The 12,118-nt window shown below is 72.2% G+C and carries 12 protein-coding genes and 1 tRNA gene; 7 read left to right on the forward strand and 6 right to left on the reverse strand.

What is annotated here, in order from left to right:
• Positions 1 to 68 precede the first annotated feature (68 nt).
• Complete coding sequence (locus tag ACFY3N_RS04170; protein WP_390815088.1) at positions 69 to 1,250, forward strand: SUKH-4 family immunity protein; 1,182 nt, start codon at positions 69 to 71, stop codon at positions 1,248 to 1,250.
• Between the two features lie 157 nt (positions 1,251 to 1,407).
• Here ACFY3N_RS04170 and ACFY3N_RS04175 read toward each other — a convergent pair.
• Positions 1,408 to 1,482 (reverse strand) — tRNA-Cys (locus tag ACFY3N_RS04175).
• A 219-nt stretch (positions 1,483 to 1,701) separates the two neighbouring features.
• On the opposite strand from ACFY3N_RS04175, the gene ACFY3N_RS04180 reads away from it, so the two are divergent.
• From ACFY3N_RS04180 to ACFY3N_RS04205, 6 genes are all read left to right on the forward strand, one after another.
• Positions 1,702 to 3,156, forward strand: a complete 1,455-nt coding sequence (locus ACFY3N_RS04180) for an MFS transporter (protein WP_390815089.1) — start codon at positions 1,702 to 1,704, stop codon at positions 3,154 to 3,156.
• 32 nt (positions 3,157 to 3,188) lie between these two features.
• Complete coding sequence (locus ACFY3N_RS04185; RefSeq protein WP_390815090.1) at positions 3,189 to 3,386, forward strand: hypothetical protein; 198 nt, start codon at positions 3,189 to 3,191, stop codon at positions 3,384 to 3,386.
• On the forward strand, positions 3,386 to 3,754 hold the full coding sequence (locus ACFY3N_RS04190; protein WP_390815091.1) for a type II toxin-antitoxin system death-on-curing family toxin: 369 nt from the start codon (positions 3,386 to 3,388) through the stop codon (positions 3,752 to 3,754). Before ACFY3N_RS04185 ends, ACFY3N_RS04190 begins: the two co-directional genes overlap by 1 nt.
• Before the next feature lie 122 nt (positions 3,755 to 3,876).
• Positions 3,877 to 5,670 carry a DEAD/DEAH box helicase gene (locus ACFY3N_RS04195; protein WP_390815092.1) on the forward strand — a complete coding sequence of 598 codons (1,794 nt, stop codon included), beginning with the start codon at positions 3,877 to 3,879 and terminating at the stop codon, positions 5,668 to 5,670.
• 277 nt (positions 5,671 to 5,947) lie between these two features.
• Entirely contained in the window at positions 5,948 to 6,589 is a 642-nt protein-coding gene (locus tag ACFY3N_RS04200; RefSeq protein ID WP_390815093.1) for an IclR family transcriptional regulator, read from the forward strand.
• A 306-nt stretch (positions 6,590 to 6,895) separates the two neighbouring features.
• The gene (locus ACFY3N_RS04205) at positions 6,896 to 7,687 is read left to right on the forward strand and encodes a S16 family serine protease (protein ID WP_390815094.1); all 792 of its coding nucleotides are present in this window, start codon (positions 6,896 to 6,898) and stop codon (positions 7,685 to 7,687) included.
• Here ACFY3N_RS04205 and ACFY3N_RS04210 read toward each other — a convergent pair.
• The 5 genes from ACFY3N_RS04210 to ACFY3N_RS04230 are packed head-to-tail and all read right to left on the reverse strand — an operon-like array spanning position 7,684 to position 12,005.
• Complete coding sequence (locus ACFY3N_RS04210) at positions 7,684 to 8,649, reverse strand: glycine betaine ABC transporter substrate-binding protein (RefSeq protein WP_390815095.1); 966 nt, start codon at positions 8,647 to 8,649, stop codon at positions 7,684 to 7,686. The two genes, ACFY3N_RS04205 and ACFY3N_RS04210, sit on opposite strands and share 4 nt — an antisense overlap.
• The gene (locus tag ACFY3N_RS04215; RefSeq protein ID WP_390815096.1) at positions 8,646 to 9,530 is read right to left on the reverse strand and encodes an ABC transporter permease; all 885 of its coding nucleotides are present in this window, start codon (positions 9,528 to 9,530) and stop codon (positions 8,646 to 8,648) included. The genes ACFY3N_RS04210 and ACFY3N_RS04215 overlap by 4 nt, the downstream gene beginning before the upstream one ends.
• Positions 9,527 to 10,807, reverse strand: a complete 1,281-nt coding sequence (locus tag ACFY3N_RS04220; RefSeq protein WP_390815097.1) for an ABC transporter ATP-binding protein — start codon at positions 10,805 to 10,807, stop codon at positions 9,527 to 9,529. The genes ACFY3N_RS04215 and ACFY3N_RS04220 overlap by 4 nt, the downstream gene beginning before the upstream one ends.
• A 49-nt stretch (positions 10,808 to 10,856) precedes the next feature.
• Complete coding sequence (locus tag ACFY3N_RS04225; protein ID WP_390815098.1) at positions 10,857 to 11,504, reverse strand: ABC transporter permease; 648 nt, start codon at positions 11,502 to 11,504, stop codon at positions 10,857 to 10,859.
• A gap of 30 nt (positions 11,505 to 11,534) precedes the next feature.
• Positions 11,535 to 12,005 (reverse strand): Lrp/AsnC family transcriptional regulator, encoded by a 471-nt coding sequence (locus ACFY3N_RS04230; protein ID WP_351999922.1) that lies wholly within the window; start codon positions 12,003 to 12,005, stop codon positions 11,535 to 11,537.
• Positions 12,006 to 12,118 lie beyond the last annotated feature (113 nt).

The raw sequence follows: 12,118 nt of genomic DNA on the forward strand, positions 1-12,118 counted from the left end.
CCGGTCCGTCCTGCCCGGGGCGGGGCGTTCGCGGGCCCGGGACCGAGCACACGTATCGCGGGGGAATCATGAGCACGACCGACACCGTCGCCACAGCGGCGATCACACTGACCGGCGCCGACCTCGATCCCCGCATCACGCACGCGTCCACGCGCGGCTGGCTGACCGGTCCCGGACTGCCCGCGGACAGCGGCCTGTTCAGCTTCGCGGAGCTGGCGCGGCAGGGCGGCCCGCGCACGGTGGGCGACGCGACGGACGGCCCCGGCGACCGGCTCTCCGCGGAGCTGCGGGACCAGCTGGTCATCGGCGGACTGCTGGGCCCGGCCGGTCTCCGGACGGAGTCGGTGCTGCTCGACGGGGTGACCGGCGAGGTGTCCACCACGTTCTTCCTCCACGACCGCCCCGACCTGATGGACCGCCGCCCGCTCGCCCCGTCCCTGCCGACGCTGGTGCGGTTCGCGGCGGCGACGGACGAACTGGCGGGACTGCGGGGCCAGTTCGCCGCCCACGCGGGCCGGTACGGCACCAAGGCGGTCGCGGAGGCCTCCCGGCAGCTGCTGGCGCTCTTCGAGGAGGGCGCGGACGGCGAGCCGGCGCCGTTCTGGAAGATGGCCGCGCTGATCCGTCCGCTGGCCCTGGTGGCGGGCCCCGGCACGGCCTCGGGCCTGTCCCTGGACCTCCCCCTGCGCCTGCTGGACGAGGAGTTCGGCCGGGGCGGAGTGGTCCGCTTCGAGGAGGTCGACTTCCCCGCGACGCTCGACCACGAGCCGACCCGCCGCTTCCTGCGCGAGACGGGCCTGCCGGAGGACGGCTTCCTCTTCCACCTGGACACCGACCTGCCGCTGCGCACGCTCGCGGAGTACTACGCGGACGAACGCGACGGCGAGCTCCCGTCCGGCCTGCTCCCCGCCCGCGCCGGCCACCTGATACGCCTGGGGCACCTGATCGAGGACAACAGCCTGGTCGTCGACGGCACCACGGGCGCGGTGCTCAACTGGAGCGAACCGGACGGTCTCCTCCACCCGCTGAACACGGACATCTCCACGCTCGCCTTCACCCTCTGGCTGCTCCACCGCGAGCACGCCATCGACGAGGCGTCGGGCCACGCGCTGACCAGTGACACCTACGACCAGCTGGCGCTGACGATGCTCCAGGTGCTGTCCTCCATCGACCCGACGGGCACCACCACCGACACCGACTGGCACTACTGGACGGAACTCTTCCAGGACGAGGCGGGGGGCGTGCTTTAGCGCTTCGCTGAGGTGCGGTTGTTGGGTTTGCCGGTCGGCTGCGGGGCCGTCGTGGCGGGTCGTGCCCGCGCGGCGGAGCCGCATGTCGATACAGCCCCGCGCCTTTTCGGGGCGCTGACGAAGCGGGCGGGGTGCTCCGGGAGCACCCCGCCGCGCGTGGAGGCCGTGGCGGGATTCGAACCCGCGTACCCCGCTTTGCAGGCGAGTCCCTGGGCCACTCGGGCACACGGCCGTGTCGGGGGCGAAGTCCCTTGCGGTGCCCCGCCGTTCCGAACCGGTGTGACGACCGTACGGCGGGCCGGAGGCGGCGCTCAAGGAAACACCGGGGGCCGCAACGCGACTGCCACACGCCGTTCATGAACGGCGGTCCCGGTCCTACGACCAAGGTCCCGGTACCGGTCCCGACCCCCGACAGGGGTCAAACCACGCCGTGGCCCTTACCCTGGCGACCATGACCGCCCCGAACCCGCGTGACACCGATGTCGCCGAGCCCGCCGACGCCCCCTCGCCGGCCGTCGCCCCCGACGAGACCGTGCTGAGCGGCCCCTACCGGGCGCTGAGCATCGGCGTCGTCTCCGTGGTGCTGCTGATCGCCTTCGAGGCGACGGCGGTCGGCACGGCGATGCCGGTGGCGGCGCGGGAGCTGGACGGGGTCCCGCTGTACGCGTTCGCGTTCTCGGGGTACTTCACGACCAGCCTGTTCGGCATGGTGCTGTCCGGCCAGTGGTCCGACCGGCGGGGCCCGCTCGCCCCGCTGGCCTGGGGCATCGCCTCCTTCGGGGCCGGCCTGCTGCTCGCCGGGACGGCCGGGGCGATGTGGCTGTTCATCCTGGGGCGGGCCGTGCAGGGGCTCGGCGGCGGCCTGGTGATCGTCGCGCTGTACGTCATCGTCGGGCGGGCCTATCCGGAGCGGCTGCGGCCGGCGATCATGGCGGCGTTCGCGGCGAGCTGGGTGGTGCCGTCGGTCGTCGGCCCGCTGGCCTCCGGCGCGGTGACGGAGCACCTCGGCTGGCGCTGGGTGTTCCTCGGCATCCCGGCGCTCGTGGTGTTCCCGCTGGCGCTCGCGCTGCCCCAGATACGGCGCCTGGCGTCCGGCCCGGTGAACGCGGAGGCGCCCGCATCCTTCGACGGCCGCCGCATCCGCCTGGCCCTGGCGATCTCCTTCGGCGCGGGCCTGCTCCAGTACGCCGCCCAGGACCTGCGCTGGGCCTCCCTGGCGCCGGGCGCGCTGGGCGTCGCCCTGCTGGTCCCGGCCGTGCTCGGCCTGCTCCCGCGCGGCACCTGCCGCGCGGCGCGCGGACTGCCCTCGGTCGTCCTCCTGCGCGGAGTCGCCGCCGGCTCCTTCATCGCGGCGGAGTCCTTCGTCCCGCTGATGCTGGTCACCCAGCGCGGCCTCAGCCCGACCCTCGCCGGCTTCTCCCTGGCGGCCGGCGGCGGGACCTGGGCGCTGGGCTCCTGGTTCCAGTCCCGGCCCCGCCTGGAGCCGTACCGGGAACGCCTGATGACCCTCGGCATGGTCCTGGTGGCGGCCGCGATCGCGGCGGCCCCCAGCGTGCTGATCGAGGCCGTACCCGCCTGGACGGTGGCGGTCGCCTGGGGCTTCGGCTGCTTCGGCATGGGCCTGGTGATCTCCTCCACCAGCGTGCTGCTGCTCCGGCTCTCCGCGCCCGAGGAGGCCGGCGCCAACTCCGCCGCCCTCCAGATCTCCGACGGCCTGTCCAACGTCCTCCTGCTGGCCGCCGGGGGAGCGGCCTTCGCGGCCCTCGGCGGCGGCACGGTCGGTCACGCGACGACGGAGGCCACCGGCTCCCACCCGGCCGCCTTCGCGGCGGTGTTCCTGCCGATGGCGGTGGTGGCGCTGGCGGGGGCGTGGGTGGCCACGCGGGTGCGGACGGAATCGGTGTGACACCGAGTGGTACCAGGTAGTACCGTCGAGGCATGGCTGGACTGAACGTGCGGTTTACCGATGAAGAGCTCGACGCCCTGCGCGAGCGCGCCGCCGCCGAAGGACGCAGCATGCAGGCCTTCGCGCATGACGCGGTGATCGCGGCCGTAAACGAGCATTCACGGTTGTTCAACGAGGCGGCCGACCATGTGCTGAAGGCCAGTGCGGAGCTGAACCGGAGGCTCGCCTGATGCACTACCTCACCTTGCCCGAGCTGCTGAACCTCGCGAAGCGGCTCGGGGAGGGCGCGGTGCGTGATTACGGGTTGCTGGACTCCGCACTGGCCCGACCGCAGTCGAGCGTGTTCGGCCAGGACGCGTACCCGGACGTGTGGCAGAAGGCCGCGGCCCTGATGGAGTCCCTCGCCCGCAATCGTGCCCTCGTCGACGGCAACAAGCGCCTCGCCTGGTACGCGACCTGGGTTTTCCTCCACATGAACGGGCATCCACTCGATCCTGACTTCGACGTGGACGAGGCCGAGCGGTTCGTGCCGGACGTCTGCCAGGGTGCACTGGACGTGCCGAAGATCGCGTCCCGGCTGCCGTGCTTCGCGCGCTGACTGTGACCTCGGTCCCACCCTCGGGTGATGCGGCCGCGTACCGGCGTTGACACCGCCGGGCCATCGGTAGGGTGGCCCGGTTGTCATACGCGGCCGTGCCGCCCGACCCCCCATCGGAGATCGTGACTACCACCGCCAGCTCCGCCTCGCACCACCTGTCCCCGGCCTTTCCCGGACGTGCCCCCTGGGGCACCGCCGGCAAGCTGCGCGCCTGGCAGCAGGGGGCGATGGAGAAGTACATCCAGACCCAGCCCCGTGACTTCCTGGCGGTGGCCACGCCCGGCGCCGGCAAGACGACGTTCGCGCTCACGCTGGCGTCCTGGCTGCTGCACCACCACGTCGTGCAGCAGGTGACCGTCGTCGCGCCCACCGAGCACCTGAAGAAGCAGTGGGCCGAGGCCGCCGCACGGATAGGCATCAAGCTCGACCCGGAGTACAGCGCGGGCCCGCTCGGCAGGGAGTACGACGGCGTCGCCGTGACGTACGCCGGTGTCGGCGTGCGCCCCATGCTGCACCGCAACCGCGTCGAGCAGCGCAAGACCCTCGTCATCCTGGACGAGATCCACCACGCCGGTGACTCCAAGTCCTGGGGCGAGGCCTGCCTGGAGGCCTTCGAGCCGGCCACGCGGCGGCTCGCGCTCACCGGCACGCCGTTCCGCTCCGACACCAACCCCATCCCCTTCGTGGTGTACGAGGAGGGCGACGACGGGATCCGGCGGTCGTCCGCCGACTACACCTACGGGTACGGCTCCGCCCTCGCCGACGGCGTCGTGCGGCCCGTCATCTTCATGTCGTACAGCGGCAACATGCGCTGGCGCACCAAGGCCGGCGACGAGATCGAGGCCCGCCTCGGCGAGCCCATGACCAAGGACGCCGTCAGCCAGGCCTGGCGCACCGCGCTGGACCCGCGCGGCGAGTGGATGCCGGCCGTGCTGCGCGCCGCCGACCGGCGGCTCACCGAGGTCCGCAAGGCCATTCCGGACGCCGGCGCCCTCGTCATCGCCGCCGACCAGGAGTCCGCGCGGGCGTACGCCAAGCTGATCCGCGAGATCACCGGCCACAAGGCCACCCTCGTGCTGTCCGACGACACCGGCGCGTCGAAGAACATCGACGAGTTCAGCGGGAACACCGACCGCTGGATGGTCGCCGTCCGCATGGTGTCCGAGGGCGTCGACGTACCGCGCCTCGCGGTCGGCGTGTACGCCACCACCATCTCCACCCCGCTGTTCTTCGCCCAGGCCGTCGGCCGTTTCGTACGGTCCCGGCGGCGCGGCGAGACCGCGTCCGTGTTCCTGCCGACCATCCCGGACCTGCTCGGCTTCGCCAACGAGATGGAGCGCGAGCGCGACCACGTCCTCGACAAGCCCAAGAAGGAGGGCGAGGAGGACCCGTACGCCGAGTCCGAGAAGGAGATGGAGGAGGCGAACCGGGAGCAGGACGAGGACACCGGCGAGCAGGACATGCTGCCCTTCGAGGCGCTGGAGTCCGACGCCGTCTTCGACCGGGTGATGTACAACGGCGCCGAGTTCGGCATGCAGGCCCACCCCGGCAGCGAGGAGGAGCAGGACTACCTCGGCATCCCCGGGCTCCTCGAACCCGACCAGGTGCAGCTGCTGCTCCAGAAGCGGCAGGCCCGGCAGATCGCGCACAGCCGCAAGAAGCCGGACACCGAGGCCGACCTGCTGGAACTGCCCGCCGAGCGGCGTCCCGTGATCTCCCACAAGGAGATGATGGAGCTGCGCAAGCGGCTCAACAACCTCGTCGGCGCGTACGTCCACCAGAGCGGCAAACCGCACGGTGTCATCCACACCGAACTGCGCCGGGTCTGCGGCGGCCCGCCCTCGGCCGAGGCCACGGCGGGACAGCTGCGCCAGCGGATCGAGAAGGTGCAGGAGTGGGCCACGCGCATGCGGTGACGCCATGTGTGCGTATGGGGACAAACGGAACCACTTTCCTGTGAGAGTGCCCGGATTCTGGACGGAGCCTTCCGCTGACCGGACCGGCTCGCTACTGTCACGCTACGCACACGCCCCGTGGCAGCGCCGCCGCGGAGCGCAGCCGTGAAGCGACTGTGCCCGGGTCACGTACCGGGCCGCCGGCCGATCGGCGGCCTCTGAAGCGCGTGACCGACGGGATTCGGTGACGTGTCCACCGAGAGAGGGCCGCCGACCTCACCACTAAGGAGTGGGCGTCGTGACCGCGGAGACCTCCCAGACGCTCGACAGGGGACTGCGGGTCCTCAAGCTGCTGGCCGATACGGACCACGGGCTGACCGTCACCGAGCTTTCCCACAAACTGGGCGTGAACCGGACTGTTGTCTACCGGTTGCTCGCCACACTGGAGCAGCACGCTCTCGTACGCCGTGATCTGGGCGGACGGGCCCGGGTCGGGCTGGGTGTGCTGAGGCTGAGCCGGCAGGTGCACCCGCTGGTGCGCGAGGCGGCGATGCCGGCGCTGCGGTCGCTGGCGGAGGACATCGGGGCGACCGCGCACCTGACGCTGGTGGACGGGGCGGAGGCGCTGGCGGTGGCCGTGGTGGAGCCGTCGTGGACGGACTACCACGTGGCGTACCGCCCGGGGTTCCGGCACCCGCTGGACCGGGGGGCCGCGGGCAGGGCGATTCTCGCCGCGCGGCTGCAGGAAACGGACGATCCCGGCTACACCCTCACCCACGGAGAGCTGGAGGCCGGGGCGTGCGGGGCGGCGGCGCCGCTGCTCGGAGTCACCGGGGTCGAGGGCAGCGTGGGTGTGGTCATGCTGGCGGAGGTCGTCCCGGAACGGGTCGGCGCGAGGGTGCTGGACGCGGCCCGCGAGGTGGCGGAGGCGCTGCGCTGACACCGCCGCGGGCAGCCGTGCGTTCCCGGGGCGCCCTCTGGGCTCCCGAGGCACTGGGGGAGGTACGACCCGCCCGCGAGGTGGTGGCGGAGGCGCTGCGCTGACACGGCCGCGGGCAGCCGTGCGTTCCCGGGGCGCCCTCCGGGTCCCCGAGGCACTGGGGGAGGTACGACCCGCCCGCGAGGTGGCGGCGGAGGCGCTGCGCTGACACGGCCGCGGGCAGCCGTGCGTTCCCGGGGCGCCCCCGGGGCCCCGGGGCTGGGGGAGGCAGGACCGCCCGCGACGGCGGCACGTTAGATTGAACCCGTGCTCTCCCGCCTCACGCGTCCCCAGGCCCTCGCCGTCCTGGCCGTGCCCGTCGTGGCCCTGCTGGCCACCGCGGGCTTCGCGCCGCTCCCCTTCTCCGTGGCGCAGCCCGGACTGACCGCGGACGTGCTCGGTGAGAACAAGGGCACCCAGGTCATCACGATCACCGGCGCACCGGTCCGGGAGACCAGCGGACAGCTGCGGATGACCACCATCGAGGCGACCTCGCCGGACACCCGCGTCGGCCTCCCGGACGTCGTCGACAGCTGGTTCGGCACCGACGAGGCGGTCATGCCCCGCGACTCGGTCTACCCCAGCGGGGACACCGTCCAGCAGATCGAGCGGTACAACCGCAAGCAGATGGAGGAGTCCCAGGACGAGGCCACCCGGGCCGCCCTGGGATACCTGAACCGCGAGGACGAGGACATCGAGGTCACCCTCAGGCTCGCCGACGTCGGCGGCCCCAGCGCCGGCCTGCTCTTCTCCCTCGGCATCGTCGACAAGCTGAACGGCGACGGCAGCGGCGGCGACCTCACCGGCGGCCGGGTCGTCGCCGGCACGGGCACGATCGACGCGGACGGCACCGTCGGCGCGGTCGGCGGCGTACCCCTGAAGACGCAGGCGGCCAAGCGGGACGGCGCCACCGTCTTCCTGGTGCCGAAGGACGAGTGCTCCGACGCCCGGTCCGAACTCCCCGAGGGCCTGCGCCTCGTCCCGGTCACCACCCTCGAGGGCGCCGTCGACGCCCTCGTGGCACTGGAGAAGGGCACCGGCAAGGTCCCGAGCTGCTAGCCCTCCTTGACGAACCCCTCCTCCACCATCCAGTCCAGCGCCACCTGGTGCGGGTCCTCCCCGTCGACGTCCACCCTCGAGTTGAGGTCCTGCGCCACGGTGTTGTCGAGCTTCGCCGTCACCGGGGCGAGGACCTCCGCGATGGCCGGCCACTTCTCGAAGGTGTCGGAGTTGACCGTCGGCGCCGCGTTGTAGTTGGGGAAGAACTTCCTGTCGTCCGCCATCACCACCAGGTTCATGGACTTGATGCGCCCGTCGGTGGTGAAGACCTCGCCGTACGTGCAGGCCCCCTTGGCCGTCTGGGTGTAGATGATCCCGGTGTCCATCTGCGTGACGTCGCGCGCCGGGAGGTCCATGCCGTACGCCTTCTCCATGCCCGGCAGCCCGTCCGCGCGGTTGGCGAACTCGCCCTCCACGCACAGGGTCACCGCGCCGGGGTCGGACTTCGCCAGCGCCGCCACCTCGGAGAGGGTCCGGGTGCGGTACTTCTCGAAGTTCGCCTGGTTCATGGCGAGGGCGTAGGTGTTGTTCAGTGCCGACGGCTCCAGCCAGGTCACCCCGTTCCTCACGTCCGCGTCCCGCACCGCCTCCCACTGCTCGCGCGGGTCCGGGATCGGTCTGCTGTTGCCCTGGTACGTGATCCAGGCCGCGCCCGTGTACTCGAACCCGGCGTCCGCCTCGCCCTTGACGACCGCCTCCCGGGATCCGACGGAGCCCTGGATGCCGGTCCGGTCGACGACCTCCGCGCCCGCCGCCTGGAAGGCGATGCCCATGATCGCGCCGAGGACGAGCTGCTCGGTGAACTCCTTCGAGGTGACGGTGAGCTTCGCGCCCTCCAGCGGCCTCCCCCTGCCGACCGAGCCGGGTTCCACGTCGTCGGCCATGGGGGAGCCGCTGGTCAGCCCGCAGCCCGAGGCCGCCGCCAGCAGCGCCCCGGCCAGGAACAGGCACGCACGTCTCACGGGCCCGCCTCCAGACCCCGCGGCCGCAGCAGCAGCTCCGCCAGGGAGGCCAGCCAGTCCACCAGCAGCGCGAGGGCGACGGTGAGGACCGAGCCCACCATCAGCACCGGCATCCGCTGGCTGGTGATCCCGGTGGTGATCAGCACGCCCAGCCCTCCGCCCCCGCCGAAGGTCGCCAGCGTCGCCGTGCCGACGTTCAGCACGAGCGCCGTCCGCACGCCCGCCAGGATGAGGGGGACGGCCAGCGGCAGCTCCACCCGGGTGAGCACGCCCAGCGGGGACATGCCGATGCCGCGCGCCGCCTCCAGCAGCGTCGGGTCGTTGGCCCGCAGACCGGCGATGGTGTTGGAGAGCACCGGCAGCACGGCGTAGGCGACGATGCCGATCAGGGCGGCCCTGCGGCCGATGCCCAGCCAGATCACCAGCAGCGCCAGCAGACCGATCGCCGGGGTGGCCTGGCCCGTGTTGGCCAGCGCCATCGCCGCCGGGGTGGCCCTGCGGAACGTGCGGCGGGTCAGCAGGACGCCCAGCGGGATCGCGATGACCAGCACGAAGAACGTCGAGATCACGGTGAGCCCGATGTGCTGCCACAGCGCCTTGGACACCTGCCCGTTCGACAGCGCGTTCCGGGTGAGCGCGTCGAGGTCCGCCTGCTCGAACCACAGCCAGGTCGCGAGCAGCACGGCGATCAGCACCGCCGGCAGGAACGTCAGCTTCTGCCAGGTCACCCGGGGCGGCTTCACGGCCGGGGGCGGGGGAGCGGCCTCCGCCTCGTCCGGCGGCCCGCCGCCCTCGTCCCGGAACGCGAGCCCCTTCACCTCGTGCTCGCCCTCGGGCCGCCGCCCGGGAGGGCCGAAGGAGCCGGCAGCGGAGGGCCTCACGCCTTCGCCTCCCCGCCGAAGCCCTCCTGCTCGGCGTGCGTCTGCGCGGCCCGCTGCTCCTGGAGCTCGTGCTGGGCGTCCAGCGCCTCCAGCCGGTCCGCCTCCAGCAGCTCGTGCACGGAGTTCATCAGCGTCTCCACGTCCACGACCCCCTCGTACGCACCGCGCCGCCCGGTGACCGCGACCCGTCCCGTGTTGTCGGTGAGCACCGCCTCCAGCGCGTCCCGCAGCGTCGCGTCCCGGGTCACCGTGTCGTGCACCAGGGTGCCCGCGCGGGCCAGCGAGCCCTTGGCGCGCATCATGTCGCCGCGCCTGAGCCACTTGTAGGGGCGGCCCCGCTTGTCGAGCAGCAGGATCTCGTTGGTGCCGCTGGAGCGGAGCCGGTTGAAGATGTGCTGGAGCGGGTCGTCGACCGTCACCGTCGGGTAGTCGGTGATCTCCACGTCCCGCACCCGGGTGAGGTTGAGCCGCTTCAGCGCGGCCCCGGCGCCGACGAAGCCCGACACGAAGTCGTCGGCGGGGTTGGTGAGGATCGCCTCCGGGGTGTCGAACTGGGCGATGTGCGAGCGTTCGCGCAGCACCGCGATCCGGTCGCCGATCTTGATCGCCTCGTCGAAGTCGTGGGTGACGAAGACGATCGTCTTGTGCAGCTCCCGCTGGAGCCGGATCAGCTCGTCCTGGAGGTGGTCCCGGGTGATCGGGTCCACCGCGCCGAACGGCTCGTCCATCAGCAGCACCGGCGGATCCGCCGCCAGCGCCCGCGCCACCCCCACCCGCTGCTGCTGGCCGCCGGACAGCCGGCGCGGATAGCGGTCGTGGAACTCGCCGGGGTCCAGGCCGACCAGGTCCAGCATCTCCTCCACTCGGGCCCGCACCCGGGCCGCCGGCCAGCGCAGCATCCTCGGCACCAGCGCGATGTTCTGCGCCACCGTCATGTGCGGGAAGAGCCCGCTCGCCTGGATCGCGTACCCGATCGTGCGGCGCAGCCGCACCGGGTCCATGTCGGTGACGTCCTCGCCGCCGATGCGGATCCGGCCGCCCGTCGGCTCGATCAACCGGTTGATCATCTTCAGGGTGGTGGACTTCCCGCAGCCCGACGGGCCGACGAAGACCACCGTCTCGCCCGCCCTGATGTCCATGCTGACGTTGTCGACGGCCGGCAGCGCACTGCCCGGGTACCGCTTGGTCAGGCCCTCCAGCTCGATGGTCGCCCCGGCCGACCGGGACCCCGGCCCGGGTGTCCCGGAACCGGGCGCGGACGTTCCGGAACCGGGCATGGGTGTCCCGGGACCGGGCGCGGACGTCCCGGAACCGGGCACGGACGGATCAGGCACGGATCCCCCTGGAAATGGTCAGCCGCCCGATCAGCACGTACGCGGCGTCGAACAGCAGGGCCAGGACGATGATCCCGAGGGTGCCCGCGAGCACCTGGTTCAGCGCGTTCTTGCTGCCCAGCGAGGCGATCCCGCGGAAGATCAGGTTGCCGAGGCCGGGACCGGAGGCGTACGCGGCGATGGCGGCGATGCCCATCAGCATCTGTGTGGAGACCCGGATCCCGGTCAGGATCGGCGGCCAGGCCAGCGGCAGCTCCACCCGGGCCAGCCGCGCCAGGCGCGACATGCCGATCCCCTCGGCCGCGTCCACCAGCGACGGGTCGACCCCGCGCAGCCCCACGATCGCGTTCCGCACGATCGGCAGCAGCCCGTACAGCGTCAGCGCGATCACCGTCGGCGGCACCCCGAGCCCCACGACCGGGATCAGCAGCCCGATCATGGCCAGCGCCGGAATGGTCAGCAGGGTGGCGGTGGCGGTCGTGGCGAGGTTGCCCGCCCACTCGCTGCGGTAGGTGGTCACGCCGATCAGCACACCGAGCAGGGTCGCCACCACCATGCACTGGAAGACGACGCTGGCGTGCTGGTAGGCGTCGATGAGCAGCTGCTGGTGCCGGCTTCCCAGGTACTCCCAGAAGTTCACACGCGCTCACCCCAGCTCGGCCAGGTCGGTTCACTCGCCGAGCGCGGCCTGCTCCACCAGCGGGATGATCCGCAGCGGAACGGGGTTCTCCATGACGATCGCCGTGGACGCCCGGACGATGCCATCAAAACCGACGACGCGGTCGATCACCCGCTGGAGATCGGCGTTGGAGCGCGCCACGAGACGGCACAGCATGTCCCCGGTGCCGGTCGTGGTGTGCAGCTCCAGCACCTCCGGCACCGTCGCCAAGTGGGCGCGTACGTCGGCCCCTTGCCCCTGCCGGATCTGCAGCGTGGCGAACGCCGTGACCGGGTAGCCGAGGGCCGCCGGATCCACCTCGGGACCGAATCCGCGGATGACTCCGTTCGACTGAAGCCGGTCGAGGCGGGCCTGCACGGTGCCGCGCGCCACCCCGAGCCGCCGCGACATCTCCAGCACCCCGATCCGCGGCTCCCGCGCCAGCAGCAGGATGATCCGCCCGTCCAGATGATCGATCGCCACGTCCGCCTCCCCGATGGTCATCCTGTACAGAAAGCCCGCCGACCCGCGTATCCGGTTGAGCACATTGCCCAGCGAACGGGCCAACTATTGCGCACCTTGCAGAGCTGGCCCAC

It is taken from the genome of Streptomyces sp. NPDC000348 (assembly GCF_042898795.1).
Taxonomy (GTDB): domain Bacteria; phylum Actinomycetota; class Actinomycetes; order Streptomycetales; family Streptomycetaceae; genus Streptomyces.

What these genes read in the sequence shown, in the direction of transcription:
- ACFY3N_RS04170 (WP_390815088.1), top strand. Translation starts at nt 69, where the DNA reads ATGAGCACGACCGACACCGTCGCCACAGCGGCGATCACACTGACCGGC.
- ACFY3N_RS04180 (WP_390815089.1), top strand. Translation starts at nt 1,702, where the DNA reads ATGACCGCCCCGAACCCGCGTGACACCGATGTCGCCGAGCCCGCCGAC.
- ACFY3N_RS04185 (WP_390815090.1), top strand. Translation starts at nt 3,189, where the DNA reads ATGGCTGGACTGAACGTGCGGTTTACCGATGAAGAGCTCGACGCCCTG.
- ACFY3N_RS04190 (WP_390815091.1), top strand. Translation starts at nt 3,386, where the DNA reads ATGCACTACCTCACCTTGCCCGAGCTGCTGAACCTCGCGAAGCGGCTC.
- ACFY3N_RS04220 (WP_390815097.1), bottom strand. Translation starts at nt 10,807, where the DNA reads ATGCCCGGTTCCGGAACGTCCGCGCCCGGTTCCGGGACACCCGGGCCG.